We start from the raw sequence: 25,935 nt of genomic DNA on the forward strand, positions 1-25,935 counted from the left end.
CGCCGTACCCACAGCATCGCGTTTGGCGGAGTAGCTCAGTTGGTTAGAGCAGCGGAATCATAATCCGCGTGTCGGGGGTTCAAGTCCCTCCTCCGCTACCATCAATCCCCGACATATTGGGCTTTCGCCGAGAAGTGCTGCCCGGAAACCATCGACCGTGACGTCGAGACCCCGCTCCTTGGGTGTGTTGATCACGGCGCTGACCAATTCGCGCAGGATGGCAACAGCATCGCAATTGTCAGGGGCCAAACGTCCGTCAGACAGGTCGGCTAGGGCTTCCAGATATCTCTCTATAGAAGCGGGATGGAGTTCGATCACCTCCGGTTCGGTGTCGATGCGCGGTAGAATTGCTTGAGCGGCCTTTACGTCTTCCTGTAGCCGGTGGATCTCGGCTTCTGCTTCCGGGCCGTCTGTTACGCCTTTGATGTAGAGGGCACGGGCGCGGTCGAAAGCCATTCGGGCTTTCGCTGCTTTCCGTTCCAAACCTGCGCCATTTTGCTTTGCTTCGCGGTTAAGGCGGGCACGTTCTTTGTGGTATGCCTTGAGATATTTTCGGACATAGACTGGGTCGCGCAACTCTTCGGTCAGCCCTTTGAAGATCGTTGCCTCGATCCGATCAATCCGCATTTCCGCAAGGTTGGTGCAAGACCCGCTCTCGGTTCGGGTCGAGCAACGGCCCCAGACTGACCCCCCTCGCCTCTTAGAAATGGCGATACCACCACCACACAATCCACACCTCAAAAGCCCCGAAAAGGGACGCGTGGGACGACTTGGTCCGCGACCGCGACGACCTTTGGTTTGCTGATGCGCGCGGGACTTGCGTTTCACTTGCACGCTATCCCAGAGGGATTGCGGCACGATCCTGAGATGCGCCGCCGGAACACGGTGCCACTCCGTCGGATCATTGACACGACTGACCCGTTTGCCGGTGTCTGGATTCCGCACCATCGTGACGCGGTTCCAGATGATTTCTCCCCGGCAGATGTCGTTGACCAGAATGCCATAGCCACGTTGTGCGTTGCCATTGAGCGTTGAGGCATTCCATTTCTCGCCACGCGGAGCGGGGATTCTGTCGGCGTTCAGGGCCGTTGCGATGGTTCGGGGACTATCACCCGAAGCATAAGCCTCAAAAATCCGGCGCACGACCTCCGCTTCGTGCTCGACAATCGCCAACTCGCCGGGTTTTCCAGCCACGGGCGAATAGCCATACGCCTTGCCACCGGCGTGTCGTCCGTCACGGATGACCCCGGCCTGACCGCGATGGACCTTCTTGCGGTGGCCATCCATCCAGATCTGCCCGAGCAATCCGTGGACGCCAACGCTGATGGCATCGGCGGTCCCGTCGTTCACCGTGCGAATTGGAATGTTCAGATACTCAAGTCGCTTCCAAATTCCGGCCAGATCGCCTTGGTCTCGGGACAGACGGTCCAGGGCTTCGACGATCACAAACTCGAAGCGCCCCTCCTTGGCCTCCGCCAAAAGATCCTGCATCCCGTCTCGTCCGATGAGCGTGGCAGATGTGCGCGCCCGATCCACGAAGGTTGCGACGATCGTCAATCCTTCCCGGTCGGCAAGCGTCCGACAAACCGCAACCTGATCGTCGACGGATCGATCTCGTTGGAGGTCCGTGGAGAATCTTGCGTAGACGGCTGCTCTTTTTCGGTGCTGGGGCATCTGACTGAACCTCTGGCGTGATCACGACGCGCGTCGTGCTGCGCGAGGGCACGGACAAATCGCAGGAGGCGTTCATCCTTTTCTTCATGGTCCCTGCGAGGATCATAGGCCATGAAGGTTCAGTCTTGCGAAGGCTTGTTTTGGAGTGCTGCTTTCTCGGCACCACTTTGCCGCCCGTGCGTTCGCCGCGCGGTGGCAAAGCCGCGACCCGTTGCCATGAAGCGCGCGATCATCGGAGCGACGAGTTGAGCGGGCTCTGACTTCTGGCCAGTCTGGCGGGCCAGGACAGTGGCATAGTCGACGAGGTCCCGATGCACGTCGGCAGGAAGTGCAACCGTGAGTTTCACTGGCTTGTCGTCCGGGATCGCGCTCAGTTTTAGCTTCGTCATCGTACTTCTCCCAAAGGCTCGAAGATCAGATCGCGGGTGATCATCACGCGTACCGGGAAACCGGGGCGGATCGTGAGGCTTGGTGGGACGGAGATCTGTTGCCGGACGATCTCTTCGCCGGTGCGCCCGATTGTACCTTGGGCCGCCTCGCGGATGGCAGTTGCGACGGCGTTCTCGCTTGGCGCTTCGCTTTCCAGACCGACATTGAGGATCGTGGCGAGGCCTGCGGCAAGGAAGACCCGGCCCCAATGGTAGTTGACCCGATCCTGCAACCCTGCGGCGCCTGTTCCGTCGGTGCCGGGTTCGCGATTGAGGTTGATTGACCGGCCATCGGGCAGGATCAGCCGGGTCCAGACCAGGAGGAGACGGTTCTGGCCCACGACGATATTACTGTCGTATTCGCCGAGGAGCCGCGCGCCTTGGGGAATGAGCAGGTAGCGCCCGGAGGGGCTGTCATAGACGTTGGAGGTGACTTGTGCTGCGATTTGGCCCGGCAGGTCCGAGCGGAGCCCGGTGACGAGCGCGGCAGAAATGACGGTGCCGGCCTGGAGGATGTAGGGACTTGGCGGGGACATCAGCCGCTCGGGGCTAACGGGATCGGCGGCATTTCCGCGTGTCAGAAACGCGCCCTGACCAGTTGCACAGCCTTGGGGCGTGGAGGAGCCCTGCGGCATGGGGCACATGGTTGAACCCAATCGGGCAGACCCTGGGTTTGCACCGCCACCCTGGGACCCGGTCTGCGCCTCTGCAAAAAGGGCACTCAACCTGGCGGCCTCGATCTCTTGCAGTCGAAGCTGTTCTGCCGGATCGATCCCGGGCGCTGAAATGCCCGTAAGAGTTGGAATGGGAACCGGATCACCCCGTTCCTGCGCGCTGAGGATGGGCCGACCAAGCTCGCCGGGCAGCGGTGGCCCAAGACGGGGAACATCGCCGTAATTTGTGGGCAATCGCGAGAGACCTTCTGCGGCCTGAATACGTTCGGTCGAATACAACTCGGATGGAGTGTCGCTGGCCTGACGGCCTTGCAAAGCGACGATGAGGATGGCGCCAAGACCGAGGCCGCCGGTCGCCACGAACGCAGCGATGGCTTTTCGGGAAAGGCGCATGACGCGCGGTGGGTCAGAGCGGAGGCGGAGATCCCGGTCAATGTCCTGTTCTTTGCTCAGGCCCTTGGGATCGCTGATTGGAGCTGTCATCTCACCTGGCCCTCCGCATCGTCTGCGCCTGTCCGTCGGTGCACGATGCCGTCCATCCGCACGATCCGGACCACTTCCTGCCGGGCCTCACCCAGCCTGAGTTCTGCGGCCCCAAATAGCCGGTCGACGATCAGGACATTGCCCGTAACGCGGGTGTTGACGATCTGGCCCTGGCCGTCCGGTCCGATCACGAAAAGAGGCGGCATTTCACCTTGGGCGATGCCGGTTGGGAAAACGACGTAGACCTGGCGGCCATCGTCGAAGACCGCAACCGGTCGCCAGGGTGGGCTGTCACCTTGCAGACCGTAGCGATAGTTCCGGTCCACCTCATGCGGGATGGTCGGGCGCATCAGGGTTGGCAGGCGCGGGCGTGTCGGCTCTTCGGGATAGGCCCAGGCGACGGCGGGCATCCAGATCTCTTCGCTGGCGCGCAACTCGATCAAGTAGTTGCGCCGGTCGGTGCTGATGACGAGATTTGTGGTGATGTCCGGAAGCGTGGGTTTGACGAGGACATGGACGCGGGCGGTTCTCCCTGCGCCGCTGGTGGTGTCGCCGATGATCCAGCGAGCGGTGTCGCCTGCTGCGATAGGGCCGGGACCGGTCAGTTGTTCGCCCGCCTCCAGCGTGATCGTCGTGATCTGGCCGGGGGCGGCATAGACCTGATAGAGCGCGCCTTCGCTCCAAGGGAAGACCTGCAGGGCATTGTAGTAGCCCTCTGGGCGCGGCTCGACGCGTGCGGCGGCGTTGGCGGCTGCGATCCGGGCCTCTGGCGTTTCAGCCTCGGGGTCGCCCCCTCGGGAAGGGGTCCATGACGGCGGGATGTGGACCGGACGCAGAGGATCTTCCGCCGGAGGAGGTGGCGGAGGAGGTGCGAGGGTCGGGACTATGTCGTCGTAGGCGATCTGTGGCGGAGGTTCATTGGCGCAAGCCGTTAGGACGGTCGTTGCGAGAAGAAGACAGGATAGGGTTCTGAGATGGGTCATTGGGCACTCTCCCTCGACCAGTTGATGGCATGGACATAGACACCAAGCGGGTTCTGACGCAGGCGCTCGGCATCGCGGGGCGGTTGGATGACGATGGTGAGGATAGCGGTCCAGCGTTGAGTGGCGGCCAGCTGGCCGTTCTCGTAGCGCCGCTCCATCCAAGCGACGCGGAAGCTGGAGTCGGAGGCGCGGATGACACTGGAAATCTCGATTGCGATCTGGGTCTCGCCGACGGCCGCGAATGGGTCGTTCACCCGTGCATAGTCGTTGAGTGCTGTAGCGCCGCGATCCGTGGTGAAATCGTAGGCGCGAAGCCAGCTTTGGCGCAGCACGATCGGGTCTGTGGGAACCTGCCGGACATTCTCGATAAAACGTGCCAGATGCCAGGCAATCTGCGGGTCGGTGGGTTGGTAATCTGCGAGCGCGGGCGCAACAGCCTGCGCCGCACCAAGATTGTCGACCTCGACCACATACGGAACGACAGAACTCTGCGTTGATTGCCAGATGAGCGTTACACTCAACCCGGCGACCAGCGTGAGGCAACCATAGGCCATGAGGCGCCAGTTACGGGCTTGGACGCGGGCGGAACCGATGCGGTCGTCCCAAGCTTGCGCCGCCCTCTGATAGGGCGTGACGGGCACGGGGGTGGTAGAGTAGCGGACTGTTGGACGTCGGAACATGGTCAGGATCTCTCCGATAGGCTGACGGCTGATCCGCCACCGCCATGATCGCCGGAGCGGATCACATGGGCGGCGGTGCTTACGCCGTGATGGATGGATTGCTGCTGCTTCATGCGACGGGCCCAAGCGGGCGGGCCAGCGGTCGCGGTTGATGCGGTGGTATGGCCGGCATGACTGCCGCCGGTGGCGGCGTAGGCGGCGCGCGCGCCAGATTAGGCGCTCTCCGCAATCGAGCGTCGCAGCGGGTTTGTCGCGGCCACAACTCCGGCCTTTCCGATTGCGGCAACGCCTCCTGCAGCCTTTCCAGCCATCGTAGAGCGCGGTGCCGACCCGAGCTGATAGGCCGTGGATGCTCCTCCGGCCATCGCGCTTGCGCAACGGACGCCAGCACCCGCCACTCCAAGAGCCATGCGTCCGGCGGCGGCACCACCAACTGCGAGGCCGCCCGCCGCAACGGCCGTTCCGACGGCGCTGCCCGCGCCAAGTTGCGGGCCACCCGAGACGATCCCGTTGGCGATGCCGGGGCCGAAGATGCCCAAGGCCAGAAGTCCCAAGGCACCCAGAACGACGGACATGGCATCTTCGATGGTGGGCTCCCCGGCAAAGCCGAAGGTAAAATCCCCGAAAATGGTCGAGCCGATGCCGACTATGACGGCAAGGACGAGAACCTTCACTCCGGACGAAATGACGAGGCCGAGGACGCGTTCCGCCATGAAGGCCGTCTTGTTGAAGAGGCCGAATGGGACGAGGATGAAGCCTGCGAGGGTAGCGAGTTTGAATTCGATTAGCGTGACGAAGAGCTGGATCGCGAGGATGAAGAAGGACAGCAAGACCACGAGCCAGGCGAAGAACAGGATCGTGATCTGCAGGAAGTTCTCGAAGAACGACACGAAGCCAATGAGGTCGGAGATTGAGCAAGGATCGGGCGACCGGCGTCCATTCCGACCTGCGCGATGCGGCCCGGTTGCAGCAATTCGTCGGCGCTGATCATGCCGCCGGTGGCCACCAGCCCGAGGCCTGCAAAGCTGTCGAAGACGGTCCGCGCGAGCGTGTTCCAATTGCCGATCAGGTAGTCTCGCGCCGGAATCCGCTGCGCTTCGACGAAGACGGCCCACCCTGAGCCAAGCCGACGCAGCGCGCTGTTGAACCGGGCCGATGTTGCGACCAGCTCGGCGGGCGTGGCGGAATCGAGATCGGGACCGCGAAACCGGGCAGAGCGTTGGAGGCTGCCATCCTTATTCAAGACTACTCCGTGCGCGACGAGTGCGGCCCACGGTAGGAAATCGGCCAGGAGGGCGGATTTGGAGCGATATTCGGCAAGGTGCATCATCGGATCACACCCCGAACCAGGAGGGATAGCGCAGATGCCGCCGCGCAACTTCGGCGATTTGCGCGTCTCGCTTTGCAAGCCAGACCGCGAGGAGATGGCCGACAAGCCAGAACAGGAGGCCGACGATCCAAAGGCGAAGCCCGAGGCCAACCGCAGCGGCCAGCGTGCCATTGGCAATCGCGATGGCGCGTGGTGCGCCAGCCAGCAGGATCGGCTCTGACAGAGCGCGATGCACGGGCGCGTAGAAGCCGGGAATATTGGTGGAGGGGTCTTGCATCAGATCAACGCCCCGCCGCCAAAGGAGAAAAAGGACAGAAAGAAGCTCGACGCGGCGAAGGCGATGGTGAGTCCGAAGACGATCTGGATCAGCCGCCGAAACCCTCCGCCTGCATCGCCAAAGGCCAGAGTAAGTCCGGTCACGATGATGATGATCACGGCCACTATCTTGGCGACGGGCCCCTCGATCGACTCGAGGATCGATTGGAGTGGGGCCTCCCACGGCATGCCGGATCCGGCGGCCATAGCGGGGTCGGCGAATGTAAGTGCGACGGTCGCCGCGAGCGCAATCAGGAGATGGCGGGATACTGGCGAGACTGTCATGGACGATCTCCATGGGGTTGGGTGAGAAGCTGTTCGACGGAGTAGTCGCCTGCGGCGGCCAAGCCGGTGACGCGGGCAAGCTCAGACAAGCGCCGATCTGCACCTCGGCCTGTGACCACCGCGACGAGATCGATGGTTTCCGCAATGAGGGCGCGGGGAACGGTTACGACGGCTTCCTGGATCAGCTGTTCGAGGCGGCGGATCGCGCCCATGGCGGTCCCGGCGTGGATCGTTCCGATGCCGCCGGGATGCCCAGTGCCCCAGGCCTTGAGCAAATCAAGCGCCTCCGCGCCGCGGACTTCCCCGATTGGAATGCGGTCGGGTCGAAGCCGAAGAGACGAACGCACGAGGTCCGACAGGGAAGCAACCCCGTCCTTCGTGCGGAGGGCGACCAGATTGGGGGTAAGGCATTGAAGTTCGCGGGTGTCCTCGATCAGGACCACGCGATCTGTGCTTTTGGCGACCTCGGCCAGCAACGCATTGGTCAGCGTCGTTTTGCCGGTCGACGTTCCGCCGGCGACAAGAATGTTGGCGCGACCGGCCACTGCGTCTCGCAACTTTTGCGCTGCGTGTGATGTCATGATCCTGCTGGCGACGTAATCCTCAAGCGTAAACACCGCGACAGCAGGCTTTCGGATCGCGAATGTCGGGGCCGCGACAACGGGTGGCAGAAGTCCTTCGAACCGTTCTCCCGTCCCGGGCAGTTCGGCAGAAATCCGGGGGGAAGCGCTATGGACCTCCGCGCCGACATGATGTGCGACGAGCCGAATGATCCGCTCGCCGTCCCTCGGAGAGAATTGGGTGCCTGTATCTGACATCCCATCCGACAGGCGATCGAGCCAAATCCGACCGTCCGGGTTTAGCATCACCTCGACGACGGACGGGTCCTGAAGCCAGGTGGCGATTTTCAAGCCAAGCGCGCTTCGCAGCATTTGGGTACTGCGGGTGGCGAATTCAGGTTTGAGTGGGGTCACAGTCATGGTCGTTCCCGCGTTGGATTACGGGATCGATCAAGAAGACTGTTCTTTGCGTATGAGCAACAGTCGAGAGGGCGTAGTAGGGGTGTGGCGTAGGGAGGCAGGGGAGAGTGTGAGGGCGATGTCTCCAAATTTTGGTCGACGAGGTAGTGTGAACGACCCAAAGCCGCCATCCGCAGCGGTCTTCGTCTCTGCGATTCAGCTTCCCCGAAGCAGACGTTGATAGTCGCCGCAGCATTTCGCTGGTGTCCATGACGGCTCTGCGGGACGAAGCGGACCCACCACGAAGGTCCGCTTCGTTTTGATCGGTCAATTCGCCATCACGAAGTATCGCCGCGTCAGCGCACGAAAAACGCCTTTTCTGGCCGGGTTTTCACGTCATCGCCACGTAACAGATTCGAGTTATCCACAGGTTGAAAAGGGCAATTCGAGCAGAAAAAATGGAACACGTTACACCGATTTATCACTCGGCGCTGCGTTTCTTTACCGGGTCGCCGGAAGCTCTGTGTTCAAGGGCGTGGCGCCACAGAAATCGTTTTGCGTCCCGCATATTGATCCGGCTTGTGGGCCAGAAGCATTGCCAAGTAAGCTATGGATGGTGGCAAGGGCGGGTTTGACGCAGGCTGCCAATAATCTAGCGCCTTGCGCTCTGATTACGTCGTGCGCGCAGCCTGCTGTGTTTTTGCGGCAATCCAACTCTCGATTTCACGACGCGAAGCACCTGCGAATTGCTGCTGAGACTTAGGTTTGATTGTGTGTTTTCGAGGGTCGAAGGGACCAGGACCCCGGGCGCCGTCTTTCTTCACCCACACAGCAGCGATTTTTCCCGCTTCATCCAATTCAGCAACGTAAATGTCCGTGATCCCACTTCAAGCGTCTGTAACATTTGCATGACACTATTGGGCTGGCTCAGATTCGAAAAGCAAACGATTGAGGGGCGACACATGGCCCAATCCGGGCCTGGTTGCATCCATGGAGCGGAGCCACACCAAATGGGCGCCCATCATTGCCCGGCGATGCCTCTCAGAGCAAGTCTCAGGAGTCGGATTTCGCGTATTTCTCGATGAACGCGGCCAAAGACAAAGCTCTGAAGTCGGGAATGGCTGCAGCAAAGCGGTCATGGGACCAATCCCACCACGAGATGTCGAGAAGCGCTTCTTCCTCAGCCGGAGTGGCGCGTCGACGGATCACTTTCGCAGGAACCCCACCGACAATCGTGTAAGGGGGCACGTCTTTCGTCACCACTGCGCCTGCGCCAACCACCGCCCCGGTGCCGACGCGGACGCCCGCCATGATACTGACCCCATGACCAATCCAAACGTCATGCCCGATCGTGACCCAATGATCCTTACGCCATTCGAAGAAATCGGCTTCATCCTCGCCAAACCCGTACATCGAGGCCCGATAAAGCGCATGATGCTGGCAGGCGCGCCAGGTTGGATGATTGCCGGGGTTGATCCGGACGTTGTTGGCGATGTTGGTGAACTTGCCGATTGTCGTCCAGATCACATGGCCGAAATCGCAGATGTAGGAATAATCGCCCATTTCGCAGGCGGTCAATTTGGTTAACCTTCCCACCTCGGTGTAGCGGCCCAGTGTGACATCGCCGCCGACCTCTGCCTCCGCATGGATGGTCGGCGCCTCGGTGAGTTTCTTCATCGCTCGCCCTGCTCGCCAATGGCCCACAGGCGGACGCGTTTGGACAGCCAGTCGATGGCAAAGATCAGCACCAGAACATTCAGAACCACGAAGGCCACCTGATCGTAAAGCGAGGCACGGAAGCGTTCGATGATGATCATGCCGATCCCGCCTGCACCCACGATGCCGAGGATCGTGGCCGAGCGGGTGTTGGATTCCAGAAAATACAGTGATTGCGAGATAAACACCGGCAGGACCTGAGGGATATAGCCGTAGCGGATCACCGCCAGCGGCCCCGCACCAGTGGACCGGATGCCTTCCACCTGTTTGCGGTCGATGTTCTCAATCGCCTCGGAATAGAGCTTTGACAAGGTGCCAAGGTCGCTCACGAAGATCGCCAGAACACCGGCCAGTGGCCCAAGCCCCACCGCACGCACGAAGACCAGACCCCAGACCAGCTGATCAATGCCCCGCAGAATGTCCAAGAACCGCCGCACGATCTGACGCACGAAGCCAAAGGGCATGACGTTCTTGGCGGCCATGAAGCCTACGACCAGCGAGCCAAGCGTGCCGAGTAGGGTTCCGAGAAACGCCATGGCAAGCGTCTGCGAGATCCCGACATAGATCTGGCGATAGGCCCATGTATCCATGTCCTGCCAGACGACGAAGTTACGAAGAAGCGCCAACACCCGCTCAGAGGCATCAAGTAGCCGCCCGAACTCGAAATACCACAGCGAGACAATGACGTAGATGACTGCGGCGACAAGCGGTGCCCATCGCTTAACAGTGGCCCACGACGACCCGAAAGCACCCGGATGCGCGGTGCGGGCCGCGTCGATCTGCGCCTGAGACAGCGTTTCAAAGGTTGCAGTTGTCATCACAGGTTCTCCCGCCCGATGAAGCGATGGCGAATGCGCTCAGAGATCAGGTCGATCACCGTCACCGTCAGCACCACAAGGATCAGAACCGCCAAAACCCGGTCGTCGGAGTAAAAGGAAATTACGCGGTTGAGTTCCTGTCCGATCCCGCCTGCACCCACGAAACCAATGATCGACGAGGCGCGCACGTTGATCTCGAACCGCAGCATGGCGTAGCTGAATAAGTTCGGCGCAACCTGCGGGACAACGCCATAGGCGATTTTCTCTGGCCAGTTCCCACCCACGGCAGCGATACCTTCAACCGGACGGGAGGAGGCGTTCTCGTTCACTTCCGCGAAAAGCTTGCCCAATGCGCCCGCCGTGTGGATGGCAATCGCCAAAACCCCGGCAAGCGGTCCGATCCCGATCATGAAGACGAAGACCAGCGCCAGCAGGATCTCAGGGATGCCCCGACAGATCTCCAAAAACCGGCGAGAGATCCAGTAGATCCAGCTATTCGGAGCGAGGTTGTTGGCCGCTGGGAAGGACAGCACAAAAGCCATGCCCGCGCCGATCAAGGTGGCGGTCATGGCCATCAGGATCGTCTCCCAGATCAGCGTCGCGTAGGTCCAGAAGTCGGTGTACCAGTAGGTGATTGAGCCGGGCACAGCGCGCCCGTCGGCATCGCGACCCTCAAACAGGGTATCCCATTGCAGCTCGGGGATGATTGTCCCGAAATATTCAAAGATGCGCGGCACGCCGCTGGCCAGCCGTTCCGGGTAGAAATTGCTGATATAAATCGACAAACCCAGGCAGATCGTGAAGACCACCAAGGCAAAGATCGTCCAGCCCCGTTTGGAGGCGCGCAAGGCGGCGCGGTGGCGTTCGAACAGCGTGACCACATCGCTGGCGTTGGGCCCAGCGGACGGCACACCGCCAGAGATTGAAATATCAGACATGAGCCGCAGCCTCTTTCAGTGCGGCGACTGCCTCTGAGTCCGGCAGCGTGGTCGAGGTTGCGGCTTCGTCGAACTCTTCGGCCTCGGCACCGTAAATCTCACGCGCCATGTCCGTGGTCAGAAGGTCTGGCGTTCCGTCGAACACGATCTTGCCCGCTGACATCCCGATGATCCGGTCGCAATAGTTGCGCGCGGTATCAAGAGTGTGGAGGTTGCAGATGACCGTCTTGCCATCCTGCTGGTTGATCGATCGCAGCGCATCCATCACGATCTTCGCGTTCATGGGGTCGAGCGAGGCGATGGGTTCGTCCGCCAGCAAGATCTTTGGCTCCTGCGCCAAGGCGCGGGCAATCGCGACGCGCTGCTGTTGCCCGCCCGACAGTGTCTCGGCCCGTTGTAAGGCCGTGTGGGCCATGCCAAGCCGGTCCAGTGCCTGGATGGCGAAAGCGCGTTCGTGCGCTGTGAAAGTCTGGGTCATCGAACGCCAGGCGGGCATCGTATAAAGCCGCCCCGTCAGAACGTTGGTGATCACGTCCAATCGTCCCACGAGGTTGAATTGTTGGAAGATCATCGCACAATCCGAACGCCATTCACGAAGCTCGCGCCCCTTGAGCTGCGCGATGTCCGTACCGGCGTAGACAATCTTGCCGTCGGAGGGGTCTGTCAAACGGTTCAAGAGCTTCAAAAGCGTGGATTTGCCCGCACCGGATCGCCCGATGATGCCCACCATCTGACCATCCGGGATTTCAAGATTGGCGCTGGCCACGGCGGTGTTCTCGCCAAATCGGCGCGACAGGTTTTCTAGCATCAGCATGGGACTCTCCGGGCGTTGCGGAACAAGAAGAGAGGCCAGCGCCTTTGGCACTGACCTCTGTTGTCTCGGATCGGCGCTTAGCGCTGACCCTCCAGCTCTCGCCGCATGTTGATGATCGGCAGGTAAAACTCGTGGTTGATCGGCCAGTAGCCCATCGCTTCACCATCGTTGATGGCGTTGAAGCACTCACGATCTTCGGTTTGCAGCGACATCATTGCGCCCATCACCAGGTCCTTGAGTTCCTGAGGTAGGTCCGAGCGGATCACGCGCGGGCCGTTGGTGATTAGGTTCGACTGCCAGATGATGCGGATTTCATCCATGTTGAGCATGTCACGATCGACCATCGACCGCAGGTTTCCGCGCGAATAGCCTTGGTTGATGTCGCCCACGCCCGAGGTCCAGGTCACACCGGCATCATACTGACCCTGCAGCACGGCCACCACGGCCTGTTCGTGACCGCCGCCAAATCCGGTCTCACCGAAATAGCCTTCAAGCGGCCCGATTTCCTGTGCCAGTTCATAGGACGGCACCAGATAACCTGAGGTGGAGTTCGGATCAGCGAACGCCAGCGTGCGGCCTTCCATGTCTTCGAAGCTTTCAATGTCGCTGTCGGCGCGCACATACATGACCGAGTAATAACCCAACGAGCCATCGATCTGCATGGTGGTGTAGAGCGGCTCAACGGCTGTTTCGTCCTGCAGAACGATGCCCGCATAGCCCGAGGAACCCAAACCCGCGAATTCCAGCTGACCGGCCAGCAGGCCTTGAAGAACACCGGCATAGTCGGAGGCCGGGAACAGTTCCACGTCAACGCCCAGGCGCTCTTCCAGGTACGCTTCCTGGCAAGCGTGCTGGCGCAGGCGGTCGGATTCATTCTCGCCGCCCAGAAGTCCAATGCGGAACACGGGCACCTCTTCGCGCCAATCGGCGTCCTGCGCGAATGCAGCGGTGGAGGTCAGTGCAGTTGCGCCGGCGAGCAGCGCGGCAAGTGAGATCTTCGACATGTGATTTCATCCCTCAGGTTTTTCAAACCCTGGAGCTGCGCTTGATGTCTATTGATGCGCCACCCAGGTCGCTGCACGCCTAGGCGATGGGGATGAACGAAAAGCAACGGCTAGATGACAGTTGAAAGACGATCTCGGAAGTTCCTGATTTCCATTGATTCTCGTGAGGAATCTGCCCTCACGCGTGCGTATGGGTCGCTTTTTGTTCACGGATTTCTCGGGTCGAATGTCGGTTTATTTGGCCAACGGCGGCCCTCCGACCTCAAAAAGCAGATTCGTCCACAACCGGAACGCTGGCCACCCCCCCATTTTGTCACCAAAGCGTCACCCCTCGGTGTGGTGGGTGTTACCCATCCGCCCCTAGGACGGGTCTCCCACTTTTTAGAGGTGTCCCATGTTTGACCGTTTCGAGCAGACCGCGACCGTTTTGAGCGACGCAAAGATCGTCACACCCGGAGGCATCGTTGATGGTGCCCTCGCGATAGTAGACGGTCAGATCGCAGGTCTTACGCAGGCGCAGAACGGCGAAAGCCTGCAAGGTGCTTATCTGATCCCCGGTATCGTTGATGTTCATACCGACCATGTGGAGCGGCACACCCATCCCCGCGTTGGCGTGATCTGGGCGTTTCTGCCTGCATTGCTTGCCTATGATGCTGTAGTGATTTCTGGTGGCACGACGACCGTCTTCGACAGTCTCTCGGTTGGCGCATCGATGCAAAAACAGGAACGTCGCGAGCTGCTGCAACCGCTTGTGGCTGCCATCCGCGACGCGGTCGATCGCGACCTTTTCCGGGCCGAGCACCTTTTGCATCTGCGCTGCGAAATCTCCGACCCGGCCACGCCCGCCTTGGTTGATGCCACCATCGGCCTGCCCATCACACGGTTGATGTCTGTCATGGATCATACCCCCGGTGACCGGCAAAGCCCTGATGTGGACAAATGGTTCTGGCACATGATCCGCGACATGGAAGTCGATGAGACTGAGGGGCGCCAGATGATGTCCGAGCTTTTCGACCGCTCCAAGACCCACGGCGCTTCGGTTCGCGCCCATTGCGTTGATGCAGCAGCCCGCGCCTGTGTGTCGCTCATGAGCCACGATGATGCCTCAGCCGCCCATGTCGACCAGGCGAAATCGGAAGGCTGCGCGATATCGGAATTCCCCACAACCCTAGAGGCCGCGCAGCGTGCCCGAGATCTGGGTCTGACCGTGGTCGCGGGCGCGCCGAATTACCTGCGCGGTGGCTCTCAGTCGGGGAACGTTTCGGTGGCCGAGCTTCTGTCCCACGGGCTCGTGGACATCCTGGCCTCCGACTACATCCCGCGCTCGCCGCTGGATGCGGCCTTCGCCATCGCGGCCGACCCGGCCCTGCCCTACGATCTGCCGCAAGCCATCGGCATGGTCACACGCGCGCCCGCACATCTGGCGGGCTTGTCGGACCGTGGCGTGATCGAGGCCGGTGCGCGGGCCGATCTGGTTGCCGTCCGCGTGGAACAGGGCCAGCCCTTGGTGCAGGCGGTCTGGCGCGCCGGGAAACGGGTGTTCTGATGGCCGATCTGCCCTTGTCCATCGGCGCGGCGCTAAATGTCGCTGAGCTGCCCACCTACCGCGAGTGGCTGATTGACGGCCAACGCGACCTTGAAATCCAGGATTTCTGCGCGCCCAAGGTTCTGCTTGGCGATTGGCAGCCGCTTGTCTCGAAAGCCCGCGAGCATCTTGACGGGTTCAAAGGGCGTCTGGGCATCCACGGCCCGTTCTACGACCTGCCGCTCGACATGAAAGACCCCGAGCTTGCAGCGATCCTGTCGCGCCGGATGGTCACTGCGGTGGACGCCGCCGCCGCGCTGGGAGCTACACAGATTGTTGTGCATTCGCCCTACAAGACCTGGGATTGGTTCAACTTCGGAAACAATCCGCGCGCCGGAAACACCCCTTCCACTGCCGAGGCAACAATCGACCGCGTGCACCACAACCTAAGCGCCGCCGTGACACGGGCCGAGGCGGAAGGGATCACGCTGGTGATCGAGAATATTGAGGACATTGACCCGTCGTGGCGCCGCGCGCTTGCGACCAGCTTTGGCTCTGATGCCGTGCGGCTCTCCATCGACACCGGCCACGCCCATTACGCGCATGGTACGACAGGCGCGCCGCCGGTGGATTACTTCGTGACGGATGCGGCTGAAATGCTGTCCCATGTCCACCTTCAGGATGCCGATGGCTTCGCCGACCGCCATTGGCCTCCGGGCCGAGGGACCGTGAATTGGCACGCTGTGTTCCGTGCGATTGCGGCGCTTCCGCAGCGCCCGCATCTCGTCCTCGAACTGCGCGAGGCCAACGACATTCCTGCCGCGATGGACTATCTCAGCGGCGAAGGGTTGGCATGTTAAGCGACCCGCCGCCCGCCCGACCAGACACAGTGCAAAATTGGAACTTCGCCCTCGACCCGGAAGCGCACCAAATCGGCACGCTGACCTGCGGCGATTTCGCCCCGATCCGTCAGACCGGCAGCTCGCGCGGGCGCGGAACTGACCGCCGCCAAAGCTCGCGGCAGGTCGCCCCAGAGCGCCCCGAGTCGCACGGCCGCAAACAGCAGCGCCGAGGGCACGTAATCCGAAGACAGGATGTCCAGCAGCCCGGCCTTGGCAAGCGCGCCCGCCGCGACGTTGCCGGAATGCGAGCCTCCCCGGATCAGGTTCGGCGCGCCCATTATCACCGAGATTCCATGCGCCCGGCACGCTTCCGCCGCCGCGAGCGTTGTCGGAAACTCTGCCAGCGCAATGCCATAGCCCGCAGACCGCTCCACATGTTCGACCAGTGTATCATCATGGCTGGCCAATACGGCCCCGAACCGACCTGCCGCCGCGACCGCAGCCGCCTCATGCACATCACGCACCTTTTCGCCAAGGGCCTGACGCGTCCGCACATGGTCCTCAAAACTGTCATGAGACAGGCCATGCTTACCCTTCATGTAGATCTCGTACTGGCCGATATCCGCGAATTGCCGCTGCCCCGGCGTGTGGTCCATCAGGCTCACGATCCCAACCCGGTCGTCCGGCCCAAACTGCTCCAACTCGTCGATCAACGAATGAGAGCATGCCTCCGCCCGCAGATGCAGATGATGGCTGATCTTCAGCGCCCCTTTGGCGCGCATTGCCAAGACTTCATCGGCCAAATCACGGGCATAACGCGACCATCCGGTCCCTGCCTTGCCCTCAATCGAGCCAACTCGGATCGCATCGAACACCGTGGTGATCCCGCACGAGGCCAGCTCCGCATCATGGGCGACAATCGCTGCATTGTGCGGCCAATGCACCGCAGGGCGCGGGCGAATGTGACGCTCCAGATTGTCGGTGTGCAGCTCCACCAGACCCGGCGCGACCACGTCGCCACCGCAATCGATGGCACCCGCAGGCACCTCGGCGCCATCCACCACCTCGACGATCAGGTCACCAACCACAGTAACGCGTCCCCGGAACGCGCCGTCAGGCGCTATGACTTCAGCATTGGCAAGGACAACAGGTTCAGCGATGACAGCAGCATCTTCAGGCATGGGACCCTCGGGCATGGATGAATTCAAACGGTTCGGGCTTTACGTGGTGCCGCAAGGCGCGCTCTTCGATGCGGCCTCGGCGTGGCTCGGATGGAACAGCGCGACCGGTCAGGCCGTGCCGCACCCGAATGTCGCGGGCCTGCCGGAACCGGTCGAAGTCCTGGCCGCCACGCCCCGGAGCTACGGCTTCCACGGCACGATCAAACCGCCTTTTGTGATGGCCGATGGACAGTCCGTCGACGCGCTCCACGATGCCGCAGCGGATTTTTGCGCCACCCAGGCTCCGGTCACGATCCCCAGTCTTGCCGTGCGCCGACTGGGCGGCTTCGTCGCCATCGTGCCCGCTGATCCCTCGCCGGGCCTCGCCACGCTGGCGGCCGCAGCGGTTGAAGCGCTCGACACCTTCCGCGCGCGCCCCTCCGAGACCGAATTGGCCAAGCGCCGCAAGGCAGGCCTTTCCGACCGGCAAGAGGCGCTCTTGCAGAAATGGGGCTATCCTTACGTGATGGACGAATTCCAGTTCCATATGACGTTGACCGGCCGAGCGGACCATGCGGAGGCTGTCCGGGACGTCCTGGCCAGGCACTTTGCCCCAGTCCTGCCAAGCCCGTTCGAGATCGAAAGCCTTGCGCTGATGGGCGAGGACCCCGACGGACGCTTTCACCTGCTCCATCGCTATACTCTCGCCGGGTAAAGGGCCGCTGCCGCTGCCAAAACGCTTTCGGCCAATGGCCCGGAATTGTCGATGGTGATGGTCTTCAACCCCACCGGCATCACCGGCTTGGGCCGGGCCAAACGCCGGTCGATCTCATGCCCGCGTTCGCGCCCTCTTTGGGCCAATCGCCGTGCCAGGATCTTCGGGCTTGCAGTCACATGCAGAACGATCAGGTCGTCAAACGTGTCGTCTGCCGCCTGCAAAACCCCGCGCGACAGGTTCGCGAGCGCATCTTGCCCATTGGCAAGCACTTCGCGCACCGCATTTGGGATGCCATAGCTCAACCCATGGGCCTTCCAGTGCAACGCGAAATCCCCGCCAGCCGCCCGTGCGGCAAACAAGCTCTCTGAGACATATTCATAATTCTCGCCGCCCAGCTCAGGCGACCGCGTGATGACACGCCGCACACGGTGCAGGTCGGACCGGGTCGCGCAAAGCCCTTCCATCAGGCTGTCTTTGCCAACGCCGGAAGGCCCAACCACCGCGATGAAGCGCCCCGCCATTACACCGCCTTTGGCGTGAAGGCCGAGACATCGACCTCCCGATCCGCCACGCTGGCGCGGGCCTCAAGATCGTGGAAGATGCCAACGATGGCAGCGCCCCCCGCCTTGGCCTCTTCGATCAGTGACAGCACCGTTTCGCGGTTCGTTGCGTCCAGGCTGGCTGTCGGCTCGTCCAGAAGCAGCGCCGGATAGCGATGGGCAAAGCCACGCGCGATGTTCACGCGCTGCTGCTCGCCGCCGGAAAAGGTGGTGGGCGACAGCGACCACAACCGCTCCGGGATGCGCAGCCGGTCCAGCAATGCGCGCGCGCGGGCTTTGGCATCAGCCTCGGACCAACCAACGTGCAAAAGCGGCTCAGACACGACATCGAGTGTCGGGACCCGTGGCACCACCCGCAAGAACTGGCTTACATAGCCAAGGGTCTCGCGGCGCAGGCGCAGGATCTCACGCGGCTCGGCATGGGTGATGTCCACATCGCCAATCCGAACGGCCCCGCCTTGCGCTAGGTAATTGCCGTAAAGGATACGCATGACGGTCGATTTGCCCGCGCCACTTTCGCCAGTCAGCGCCACGCATTCACCTGGCTCTACCGAAAAACCGGCCCCTTCAATCACCGGGATGATTGCGGCATCCTGGTTGTGCAAGGTGAAAGTCTTGGTCAGATTCTCAACCGCGATCATCGTTAAGCCCTCCTTATAAAACTGTTTAAAATTAGATGGTTCACACGCGAAACCTCTCCCTCAGACCTGCAGAACAGAACTCACCAGAAGCTGAGTGTAGGGCGCCTGCGGGTCGTCCAGCACCTGATCGGTCAGGCCTGTTTCGATGACATTGCCGTCCTTCATCACTATCAGCCGGTCCGCCAAAAGCCGCACAACGGCGAGGTCATGGGTGACCACAATGGCCGACAACCCCATCTGCCGAACAAGACTGCGTAGAAGGTCAAGAAGCCGCGCTTGCACGCTCACATCCAGCCCGCCCGTCGGCTCGTCCATGAAGATCAGGCGCGGCCCAGTGACGAGGTTTCGCGCGATCTGCAACCGCTGCTGCATACCCCCAGAAAAAGCGGCGGGGCGATCATCAATCCGCTCGCCCGCAATCTCAACGCGGTCGAGCCAGTCGAGTGCCTGTTCGCGGATCTCGCCGTAATGCCGTGCCCCCACAGCCATCAAGCGCTCGCCCACATTGCCGCCCGCGCTCACGCGCATCCGCAATCCGTCGCGCGGGTTTTGATGCACGAAGGCCCAATCGGTGCGACCCAACATCCGCCTCTCCGGCTCGGACATCGCCAAAACATCGCGCGGCCCTTCGGCGCGGGTGTCAAAGATCACCTCGCCCTGATCGGGTGGCAGATGCCCTGCAAGGCAGTTCAGCAAGGTCGATTTTCCCGAGCCACTCTCCCCCACAATCCCCAGCACCTCGCCGGGATAGAGGCGGAACGAAACATCGGCGCACCCGATCCGTGCGCCATAGGTTTTGGTCAGGTCCCGAACATCCATTAGCGGGGTCATTGCGTGGCCTCCTGTTCGACTGAGAAGGGGCGCGTATTCGTCATTTCGCCTGTAAAGCCAGCAGCCTTGCGGGAGGCGCAGAAATCTGTGTCGGAGCACACAAACATCCGGCCGCCCTGATCGTCTGTGATGACCTCATCGAGGTAACTGTCTTCGGCCTCACACAGTGCACAAGGATGCGGCGCTTTGGACTGGTCGAAGGGATGATCCTCGAAATCGAGGCTCACGACCTTGGTGTAGGGCGGCACCGCGTAGATGCGTTGCTCGCGCCCCGCGCCAAACAGCTGCAAGGCGGCGCTTTCCATCTTCGGATTGTCGAATTTCGGGATCGGGGAGGGGTCCATTACGTAGCGATCCTCGACCTTCACCGGATAGGCATAGGCCGTCGCAATCTCACCGTGTCGCGAAATGTCCTCGTAGAGCTTCACATACATCAGCCCGTATTCCTCAAGGCTGTGCATCTTGCGGGTCTCGACTTCGGAAGGCTCCAAGAACCGCAAAGGCTCGGGGATCGGCACCTGGTAGACGAGGATCTGATCCTCGGTAAGCGTCTCTTCGGGAATGCGGTGGCGGGTCTGGATCACTGTGGCCTCCCCGGTCTTTTCGGTCACGGCAACTTGCGCCGTCTTCTCGAAGAACTTGCGGATCGAGACGGCGTTGGTCGTGTCATCCGCGCCTTGGTCAATCACCTTCAGCGTGTCATCAGGCGTCAGGCAGGCGGCGGTGACCTGCACGCCCCCCGTGCCCCAGCCATAGGGCATCGGCATCTCGCGGCTGGCGAAGGGCACCTGATAACCCGGCACCGCGACGCCTTTCAGGATCGCGCGGCGGATCATGCGCTTGGTCTGTTCGTCGAGGTAGGCGAAGTTGTAGGTTTGATCGGTCATTCCGCAGCCTCCTGATGCCGGCCTTCCATTGCCTCCGCCCGCAACCTGCGGATCAGTTCAAGCTCCGATTGGAAATCGACGTAATGGGGCAGTTTGATGTGCTCCAGAAAGCCCGAGGCCTGCACATTGTCCGCGTGATAGAGGACAAATTCCTCGTCCTGCGCCGGAGCGCCGACATTGTCCTCACCCAACTCCGCCCACCGCATCGCACGGTCGACCAACGCCATGGAGATCGCCTTGCGCTCGCAACGCCCGAAGGTCAGCCCATAGCCCCGAGTGAATTGTGGCGGCTCGGTCTTGGAGCCGGTGAACTGGTTCACGGTTTCGCATTCGGTGACCACGACCTCGCCGATTTCTATTGCGAACCCCAACTCGGGAATGTCCATTTCAACCGGCACTAAACCGATCCGCAACTCGCCCACGAAGGGATGGTTGCGCCCATAGCCACGTTGGGTGGAATAGGCCATCGACAGGACAAACCCTTCATCCCCCCGGCTAAGCGCCTGAAGCCGCAAAGGCCGGTCGGTCGGGAAATCCAACGGCTCGCGCGTCAGGTCGCGCGGCGTGTCGGTGCCTTCGGGTTCGCGTTGGATCAGATCCTCCTGCGTAAGGAAATCGGTGACGTGGGGCAGATCGGCCATGTCAGCCGGTGCTTCCGGTGCCTCGGGCGGCTCAAGTCCCTCAGCCGCTAGCGCGAAGTCGAGCAGTCGATGGGTGTAGTCGAATGTCGGCCCAAGCACCTGCCCGCCCGGCAGATCCTTGTACGTGGCCGAAATGCGCCGGTCGCAAGCCATCGCACCCGTGTCGATCGGCTCACTGGCCCCAAAGCGTGGCAGGGTTGTGCGATAGGCGCGGATCAGGAAGACCGCTTCGATCATGTCGCCGCGCGCTTGTTTTATCGCCAATGCGGCGAGGTCCGGGTCGTAAAGCGACCCCTCGGCCATCACGCGGTCAACGGCCAGCGCCAGCTGCTCTCGGATTTGCGCAATGGTCATCTCGGCGATGCCGGTATCGCCCCGGCGTTCTTCGGCAAGCCAGGCATGGGCGTTATCAATGGCCCGCTCCCCGCCTTTGACGGCAACATACATGACCCTATCCCTCCGTTACGCGGGTTGACCGCGGCAGGCCCGCGACGCGCGCTCCGCAGGTGAAGAAGAAATCGAGGCCCAAGGGAAACTGTGCCCGGTTAGTCTGGAAGGCCGCGACCTCTGCCAGGTTCAAACGGGCCGTGCTCTCAATACCCGGCCCGGTCAGAACCGCGCCTTCGGCTTCCAGCGTAGGCACCTCGACAATCAGCGTCGCCGCGCGATCCGGATAGGCCGGGGTTCCAACGGAGTAGGCGCCAAGCGGCGCAAGCGCGCCCCATGTTCCAATGGCAAACACCGCATCCTTTGCCGCTACGAAGGGCGCACCGGTCTGGAAGGTGATCCAGTCGCGGAGCGCCTCAGTGTCGTGGGACGGCGCCACGTACAACGGCGTGGTCGGATCGCACAGCGTGACAATCAGGGTCGCTGCCGCAGCAGAGCAAGGGGCCGGAGCCGTTGCCCCCGCAATCTGGCGAATGCTTCCGGGGCGCGACAAGGCATCAAGCGCGGCGCGAAAAGCGTGCGCTGCATCCCGAGCAGGATCGGCAAGACCCCCGTCCAGAACAGCATTTTGCATCAACCCTCTCCTCGAACCATGGTGAAGAACTCGACTTTCGTCGCCGCAGCCTTTGCGGCCCGTGCCGCGCGCGCTGTTTGAGCGGCCCCCTCAAGGGGCGTCGTAACAAGGTCGTCGACACCGTCGGCAAACCCATCCTCAGCCATCGCATCCAGAAGCGCGGCCATCCGCGCGGCGTCTTTCGAGCGGCCTTGCACATAACCATGGCCTACCGCGCCCGAAGGCAGGCGTACCGAAATGCGCGTCACTGACATCTCTCCCAGATTGAAGGCGGCACCGGAGCCACCCGTCCGACCCCGCACCATGCTGGTGCCCACCTCCGGCACGCGCAGGATTGTGTAGTCTTCGATCGGGTGGGCCACAGCGAAGCGCTCGAACAGAGGGGCCAGCGCTTCCTCACCCGCCTTGGCAAAGATCGAAAGTCGGCGCTTGCGGGCGGCCACAGAGAGGGACAGATCAGATTGGGAATTCGACATCTTGCGGACTTGTCTATTTTTATACAACTATACAAACTTGCTATGGCCGAATCCGGCCCGAGTGCAAGCTTTGTTGAATGAAAGTTTCATGACATGGGACGCACTGCCCTTTGGACCGCCATCCGCGACACGCTGGTCCGTGACATCAGCGAAGGCCACTATCCGCCCGGTCAGCGCCTGCCGACCGAGGCGCAATTGTCTGAGCGCTTCGGCGTAAACCGTCACACCGTACGCCGTGCGATTGCAGACATGGCCGAGCAGAACATCGTTCACTCGCGACGCGGAGCCGGCGTTTTCGTTCGGCATGTGCCGACGCCGTACCGAATAGGGCGCCGCACGCGGTTTCGACAAAACCTGTCTGAGGCCGGGCGCGTGCCCGAGCGGCGTGTTCTGTCGCTGGAAACGCGGGGGGCCAACAAGCAAGAGGCGGGCGCGCTTGGTCTGGGCAAAGGCGAGCCCGCGCATGTTTACGAGGGCATCAGCCTGTCCGACGGCGCGCCGCTGGCGCTGTTCTGCTCTGTGTTTCCGGCGGCGCGCTTTCCGGATCTGCTGACTCATCTCGACGAGCAAGGATCGGTCACCAAGGCTTTGGAGAAACAGGGGCTTTCGGACTACACGCGCAAATCAACCGAGATCACAGCCAAAGCGGCCTCAAAGACGCACGCCACGCTGCTGGAGCTTTCGGTCGGCGACCCAATGCTGCGCACCGTGGCGATCAACGTCGACACGTCGGGCAAACCGGTCGAATTCGGAAGGACCTGGTTTGCCGCTGATCGTGTAACTCTGATTTTGGGCGACGGCCGAATTCAGCAAGTCGTTTAAACATAGTGAACACGACCATTGTCCCAAGCGCCGTATTGATAGAAAAAGTCGCCGTTCAGAAGGGCAAAAACTGGGTGTCGAGGGACGATATCTTGAGAAAGCCTCAATGGCCGAAGTACGACTGTCATTGCCGATGGAAAACCGGAGTTTGCTTTTTGAAAAGAGCAAGAGTCGCGGCTAAACGAATGTCGGTTTCTTGCGGACGTCATGACACCTTCGCCTATGCAGCGAACGTCCGCTCACCGCCCACTGACGCTAGTCCTCAGATTCCACCCGCCGTATCGGCCGCATCCCCTTTCACATTACGGCTCAGTTCCTTTGCCAACGTTGACCCCTTCGCCAACCTCCGTGCCAGGTTCTCGACAAATCCGGTGTAGCGCTCCTTTCCTTGGGCCATTGCAGCCTCTCGGAGGTCGTCTTGGACGGGAGGTATGGCGGACAGCCAAAAGCGGATGAAGAGCGCCAGCGCCTCGCCTGTTATTTCCTGATCACGCTCGAACCGCTCGATCGCCCTCATCATGCGATCTAGTCGTCTCACAAGGGCTGCTTCGCGCTGATCTGCCTCATCGGGCGTCAGAAAGGAGGCCAGCGCCGCCTCGACAATATGGGTCATTGGGACACGTCGGCTGGTAGCTGTGGCCTCAAGCTGGTCGAAGAGGTCGGGATCAAAGTAGACGTTGAGGCGGATTTTTGCCATCGGTTCTAATCCGACATGCCCAAATCGTCACTCGGGTCCATCGCGGCCATCCGTGCCACGGAGCGTCCACGTTCGAGAACTGTTTGGGCGGAAGCTGTTTTGTCTTGTGTGTCATCATCCAAGCCTTCGAATTCCGCCTCTCGTGCAGAAGGAACTGGCGCATTCTTCACTTTTTCCGGCAACTCATGCGCTCGATCAATGCCTCCTTCTTCGTCTTCGGCACTTGTGGCATCGGGGTCATTCGCAGGGGAGGCTATCGGTGTCATCGCGCTCCAATCATCCATCGGTGGTTTGAGTGGGGACTGCGCAATGCCAGTCGGCGGTTCAATCACGCGCGTCTTGAGTTGAGCATCGGCAAAGTATCTAACCTTTCGGGCGCGAATTGGCGGGGCGCCGGAGACCAAAACAATCTCATCGTCGGGCGGCAGTTGCATGATCTCGCCGGGAGTCAGTAATGCACGCGCCGTCTCCTGCCGTGAGACCATCAGGTGCCCAAGCCAGGGCGAAAGCCGATGACCTGCGTAGTTCTTCATGGCGCGTAACTCGGTCGTGGTACCGAGGGCATCGGATAGACGCTTCGCGGTCCGCTCATCATTTGTCGCGAAGGCGACGCGGACGTGGCAATTGTCGAGGATGGCGTTGTTCTGGCCATAGGCCTTCTCGATCTGGTTCAGCGACTGCGCGATCAGGAACGCCTTCAGACCGTAGCCCGCCATGAACGCCAGTTGCGTCTCAAAAAAGTCGAGGCGGCCCAAGGCCGGGAACTCGTCGAGCATGAACAAAAGCCGGTGTTGCTGCCTGGTTGTTACGAGATCTTCGGTCAATCGTCGGCCGATCTGGTTCAGGATTAGTCGGACTAATGGTTTCGTGCGCGAGATGTCGGACGGTGGCACCACGATATAAAGCGTCACTGGGCGCTCACCGGTGACCAGATCGGCAATCCGCCAATCGCAACGGGACGTCACAGCGGCGACCACAGGGTCACGGTAGAGGCCGAGGAAGGACATTGCGGTGGAGAGAACGCCAGAACACTCGTTCGGGGACTTGTTCAGAAGTTCGCGTGCGGCCTGTGCCACGACCGGATGCGGCCGGTCCCCCAAATGCGGCGTGTAGAGCATTGCGTTGAGCGTCGCGTTGATACTGCGCCTTGGATCGGAGAGGAAAGTGGCGACTCCGGCCAGTGTCTTGTCTTCGCCGGCATAGAGGACATGCAGGATCGCGCCGACCAGTAGGGAATGGCTGGTCTTCTCCCAGTGGCTGCGCCGCTCCAGGAGCCCATCGGGATCGACAAGTATGTCGGCGATGTTCTGGACATCGCGTACCTCCCGGACGCCGCGCCGGACCTCGAGTAGGGGATTGTAGGCGGCACTGGCCTCGTTTGTTGGATCGAAACGTAGCACGGGTCCGATCCGTGCGCGCCAGCCAGCGGTTAGCTGCCAGTTCTCACCCTTGATGTCATGGACGATGGCAGATCCGGGCCAGGTCAGCAGGCTGGGGATGACGAGCCCCACGCCCTTGCCGGACCGGGTCGGCGCGAAGCAGAGCACATGTTCGGGGCCGTCATGGCGGAGGTAGCTTCGGTCAAGCCGACCGAGGACGACCCCGTCCTCGCTGAGCAATCCGGCTGCAGTTGCGTCTGATGCCGTTGCCCATCGGGCCGAGCCGTAGGTGCTGACATCGCTCGCCTCGCGGGCGCGCAGCACCGACAGGAGGATGGCGACCAGGATAGCGGCAATTCCTCCTGCGCCCGCGATGGCGGCGCCTTCGACGAAGACCCGCGGGACGTAGGCGTCGTACCAATACCACCAGAGGAAGAAGTCCCAAGGTCGGTAGATGGGCCAGCCGAAGAGATCGGTCAGCGGCGGGCCGAGTGCTGCTTGGTGTCCGAGACGGAAGGCGACCCATTGCGTGGAGGCCCAAAGGAACGTGAGGACAACGAGGCTGACAATCACGAATTGTCCCCAGAGGATCACGGTGGCAGGCGCGGTGTCGGTCTGGCGCATGGGTGTTCCT

The 25,935-nt window shown here is 61.6% G+C and carries 27 protein-coding genes, 1 tRNA gene and 2 pseudogenes; 5 read left to right on the plus strand and 25 right to left on the minus strand.

The genetic code is table 11. From position 1 onward, the window contains the following. Positions 1–24 precede the first annotated feature (24 nt). Positions 25–101, plus strand: a tRNA-Met gene (locus tag KUL25_RS12075). Here the strand turns inward: KUL25_RS12075 and KUL25_RS21920 are convergent. The 15 genes and pseudogenes from KUL25_RS21920 to phnD form a co-directional block, all read right to left on the minus strand. After that, positions 58–1,674: a recombinase family protein gene (locus tag KUL25_RS21920; RefSeq protein ID WP_427854484.1), complete on the minus strand. Its 1,617-nt coding sequence runs from the start codon at positions 1,672–1,674 to the stop codon at positions 58–60. The two genes, KUL25_RS12075 and KUL25_RS21920, sit on opposite strands and share 44 nt — an antisense overlap. A gap of 119 nt (positions 1,675–1,793) precedes the next feature. Beyond that, on the minus strand, positions 1,794–2,063 hold the full coding sequence (locus KUL25_RS12090) for a DUF2274 domain-containing protein (RefSeq protein ID WP_257893164.1): 270 nt from the start codon (positions 2,061–2,063) through the stop codon (positions 1,794–1,796). Next, positions 2,060–3,259, minus strand: a complete 1,200-nt coding sequence (locus KUL25_RS12095; protein WP_257893165.1) for a TraB/TrbI/VirB10 family type IV secretion system protein — start codon at positions 3,257–3,259, stop codon at positions 2,060–2,062. Before KUL25_RS12095 ends, KUL25_RS12090 begins: the two co-directional genes overlap by 4 nt. Then, the gene (trbG, locus tag KUL25_RS12100) at positions 3,256–4,242 is read right to left on the minus strand and encodes a P-type conjugative transfer protein TrbG (RefSeq protein WP_257893166.1); all 987 of its coding nucleotides are present in this window, start codon (positions 4,240–4,242) and stop codon (positions 3,256–3,258) included. The genes KUL25_RS12095 and trbG overlap by 4 nt, the downstream gene beginning before the upstream one ends. Then, on the minus strand, positions 4,239–4,928 hold the full coding sequence (trbF, locus tag KUL25_RS12105; protein ID WP_345791022.1) for a conjugal transfer protein TrbF: 690 nt from the start codon (positions 4,926–4,928) through the stop codon (positions 4,239–4,241). The genes trbG and trbF overlap by 4 nt, the downstream gene beginning before the upstream one ends. Continuing rightward, positions 4,925–5,994: pseudogene (trbL, locus tag KUL25_RS12110) on the minus strand (P-type conjugative transfer protein TrbL); the annotation flags it as partial. The gene trbF and the pseudogene trbL, both read right to left, overlap by 4 nt. Continuing rightward, positions 5,992–6,252, minus strand: a pseudogene (locus KUL25_RS12115) (conjugal transfer protein TrbE); the annotation flags it as partial. The pseudogenes trbL and KUL25_RS12115, both read right to left, overlap by 3 nt. A gap of 4 nt (positions 6,253–6,256) precedes the next feature. Beyond that, positions 6,257–6,529 carry a VirB3 family type IV secretion system protein gene (locus tag KUL25_RS12120; RefSeq protein WP_257893168.1) on the minus strand — a complete coding sequence of 91 codons (273 nt, stop codon included), beginning with the start codon at positions 6,527–6,529 and terminating at the stop codon, positions 6,257–6,259. Continuing rightward, entirely contained in the window at positions 6,529–6,852 is a 324-nt protein-coding gene (locus tag KUL25_RS12125) for a TrbC/VirB2 family type IV secretion system protein (RefSeq protein WP_257893169.1), read from the minus strand. The genes KUL25_RS12120 and KUL25_RS12125 overlap by 1 nt, the downstream gene beginning before the upstream one ends. Continuing rightward, positions 6,849–7,784: a P-type conjugative transfer ATPase TrbB gene (gene trbB / locus KUL25_RS12130; protein WP_427854485.1), complete on the minus strand. Its 936-nt coding sequence runs from the start codon at positions 7,782–7,784 to the stop codon at positions 6,849–6,851. The genes KUL25_RS12125 and trbB overlap by 4 nt, the downstream gene beginning before the upstream one ends. Before the next feature lie 1,080 nt (positions 7,785–8,864). Continuing rightward, entirely contained in the window at positions 8,865–9,488 is a 624-nt protein-coding gene (locus KUL25_RS12135; protein ID WP_257893171.1) for a DapH/DapD/GlmU-related protein, read from the minus strand. Next, the gene (phnE, locus tag KUL25_RS12140) at positions 9,485–10,345 is read right to left on the minus strand and encodes a phosphonate ABC transporter, permease protein PhnE (protein ID WP_257893172.1); all 861 of its coding nucleotides are present in this window, start codon (positions 10,343–10,345) and stop codon (positions 9,485–9,487) included. The genes KUL25_RS12135 and phnE (KUL25_RS12140) overlap by 4 nt, the downstream gene beginning before the upstream one ends. Continuing rightward, positions 10,345–11,283 carry a phosphonate ABC transporter, permease protein PhnE gene (phnE, locus tag KUL25_RS12145; protein WP_257893173.1) on the minus strand — a complete coding sequence of 313 codons (939 nt, stop codon included), beginning with the start codon at positions 11,281–11,283 and terminating at the stop codon, positions 10,345–10,347. Before phnE (KUL25_RS12145) ends, phnE (KUL25_RS12140) begins: the two co-directional genes overlap by 1 nt. Beyond that, the gene (gene phnC / locus KUL25_RS12150; protein ID WP_257893174.1) at positions 11,276–12,097 is read right to left on the minus strand and encodes a phosphonate ABC transporter ATP-binding protein; all 822 of its coding nucleotides are present in this window, start codon (positions 12,095–12,097) and stop codon (positions 11,276–11,278) included. The genes phnE (KUL25_RS12145) and phnC overlap by 8 nt, the downstream gene beginning before the upstream one ends. Before the next feature lie 77 nt (positions 12,098–12,174). After that, positions 12,175–13,101 carry a phosphonate ABC transporter substrate-binding protein gene (gene phnD / locus KUL25_RS12155; RefSeq protein ID WP_257893175.1) on the minus strand — a complete coding sequence of 309 codons (927 nt, stop codon included), beginning with the start codon at positions 13,099–13,101 and terminating at the stop codon, positions 12,175–12,177. Positions 13,102–13,495: 394 nt separating this feature from the next. Between phnD and KUL25_RS12160 the strand changes: the two genes are divergently transcribed. After that, positions 13,496–14,647, plus strand: a complete 1,152-nt coding sequence (locus KUL25_RS12160; protein WP_257893176.1) for an alpha-D-ribose 1-methylphosphonate 5-triphosphate diphosphatase — start codon at positions 13,496–13,498, stop codon at positions 14,645–14,647. Further along, the gene (locus KUL25_RS12165) at positions 14,647–15,486 is read left to right on the plus strand and encodes a sugar phosphate isomerase/epimerase family protein (RefSeq protein ID WP_257893177.1); all 840 of its coding nucleotides are present in this window, start codon (positions 14,647–14,649) and stop codon (positions 15,484–15,486) included. The genes KUL25_RS12160 and KUL25_RS12165 overlap by 1 nt, the downstream gene beginning before the upstream one ends. Here the strand turns inward: KUL25_RS12165 and KUL25_RS12170 are convergent. After that, the gene (locus KUL25_RS12170; RefSeq protein WP_257894856.1) at positions 15,483–16,628 is read right to left on the minus strand and encodes an alpha-D-ribose 1-methylphosphonate 5-triphosphate diphosphatase; all 1,146 of its coding nucleotides are present in this window, start codon (positions 16,626–16,628) and stop codon (positions 15,483–15,485) included. The two genes, KUL25_RS12165 and KUL25_RS12170, sit on opposite strands and share 4 nt — an antisense overlap. A 34-nt stretch (positions 16,629–16,662) precedes the next feature. On the opposite strand from KUL25_RS12170, the gene KUL25_RS12175 reads away from it, so the two are divergent. Next, positions 16,663–17,343, plus strand: coding sequence for a DUF1045 domain-containing protein (locus KUL25_RS12175; RefSeq protein WP_257893178.1), 681 nt, complete (start codon positions 16,663–16,665; stop codon positions 17,341–17,343). Here the strand turns inward: KUL25_RS12175 and phnN are convergent. The 7 genes from phnN to phnG are packed head-to-tail and all read right to left on the minus strand — an operon-like array spanning position 17,325 to position 22,403. Next, positions 17,325–17,867: a phosphonate metabolism protein/1,5-bisphosphokinase (PRPP-forming) PhnN gene (gene phnN / locus KUL25_RS12180; RefSeq protein WP_257893179.1), complete on the minus strand. Its 543-nt coding sequence runs from the start codon at positions 17,865–17,867 to the stop codon at positions 17,325–17,327. The genes KUL25_RS12175 and phnN overlap by 19 nt on opposite strands. Further along, positions 17,867–18,547 carry a phosphonate C-P lyase system protein PhnL gene (phnL, locus tag KUL25_RS12185; RefSeq protein ID WP_257893180.1) on the minus strand — a complete coding sequence of 227 codons (681 nt, stop codon included), beginning with the start codon at positions 18,545–18,547 and terminating at the stop codon, positions 17,867–17,869. Before phnL ends, phnN begins: the two co-directional genes overlap by 1 nt. A gap of 60 nt (positions 18,548–18,607) precedes the next feature. Next, positions 18,608–19,378 carry a phosphonate C-P lyase system protein PhnK gene (phnK, locus tag KUL25_RS12190; protein WP_257893181.1) on the minus strand — a complete coding sequence of 257 codons (771 nt, stop codon included), beginning with the start codon at positions 19,376–19,378 and terminating at the stop codon, positions 18,608–18,610. Next, positions 19,375–20,265, minus strand: a complete 891-nt coding sequence (locus KUL25_RS12195) for an alpha-D-ribose 1-methylphosphonate 5-phosphate C-P-lyase PhnJ (protein ID WP_257893182.1) — start codon at positions 20,263–20,265, stop codon at positions 19,375–19,377. The genes phnK and KUL25_RS12195 overlap by 4 nt, the downstream gene beginning before the upstream one ends. Next, positions 20,262–21,353 (minus strand): carbon-phosphorus lyase complex subunit, encoded by a 1,092-nt coding sequence (locus tag KUL25_RS12200; RefSeq protein WP_257893183.1) that lies wholly within the window; start codon positions 21,351–21,353, stop codon positions 20,262–20,264. The genes KUL25_RS12195 and KUL25_RS12200 overlap by 4 nt, the downstream gene beginning before the upstream one ends. A 4-nt stretch (positions 21,354–21,357) precedes the next feature. Continuing rightward, positions 21,358–21,927: a phosphonate C-P lyase system protein PhnH gene (gene phnH / locus KUL25_RS12205; protein ID WP_257893184.1), complete on the minus strand. Its 570-nt coding sequence runs from the start codon at positions 21,925–21,927 to the stop codon at positions 21,358–21,360. Next, a complete protein-coding gene (gene phnG / locus KUL25_RS12210; RefSeq protein ID WP_257893185.1) occupies positions 21,927–22,403 on the minus strand; it encodes a phosphonate C-P lyase system protein PhnG in 477 nt (158 codons plus the stop codon). Before phnG ends, phnH begins: the two co-directional genes overlap by 1 nt. Positions 22,404–22,496: 93 nt before the next feature. Here phnG and phnF point away from each other — a divergent pair, with 93 nt between their 5' ends. Then, entirely contained in the window at positions 22,497–23,225 is a 729-nt protein-coding gene (gene phnF / locus KUL25_RS12215) for a phosphonate metabolism transcriptional regulator PhnF (RefSeq protein WP_257893186.1), read from the plus strand. A gap of 262 nt (positions 23,226–23,487) precedes the next feature. Here the strand turns inward: phnF and KUL25_RS12220 are convergent, their stop codons facing one another. After that, a complete protein-coding gene (locus KUL25_RS12220) occupies positions 23,488–23,922 on the minus strand; it encodes a CopG family transcriptional regulator (protein ID WP_257893187.1) in 435 nt (144 codons plus the stop codon). Positions 23,923–23,927: 5 nt separating this feature from the next. Next, positions 23,928–25,925: a conjugal transfer protein TraG gene (locus KUL25_RS12225; RefSeq protein ID WP_257893188.1), complete on the minus strand. Its 1,998-nt coding sequence runs from the start codon at positions 25,923–25,925 to the stop codon at positions 23,928–23,930. Positions 25,926–25,935: the final 10 nt, after the last annotated feature.

The sequence above is a fragment of the Gymnodinialimonas phycosphaerae genome, assembly GCF_019195455.1.
In the GTDB taxonomy this organism is placed as follows: Bacteria; Pseudomonadota; Alphaproteobacteria; order Rhodobacterales; family Rhodobacteraceae; genus Gymnodinialimonas; species Gymnodinialimonas phycosphaerae.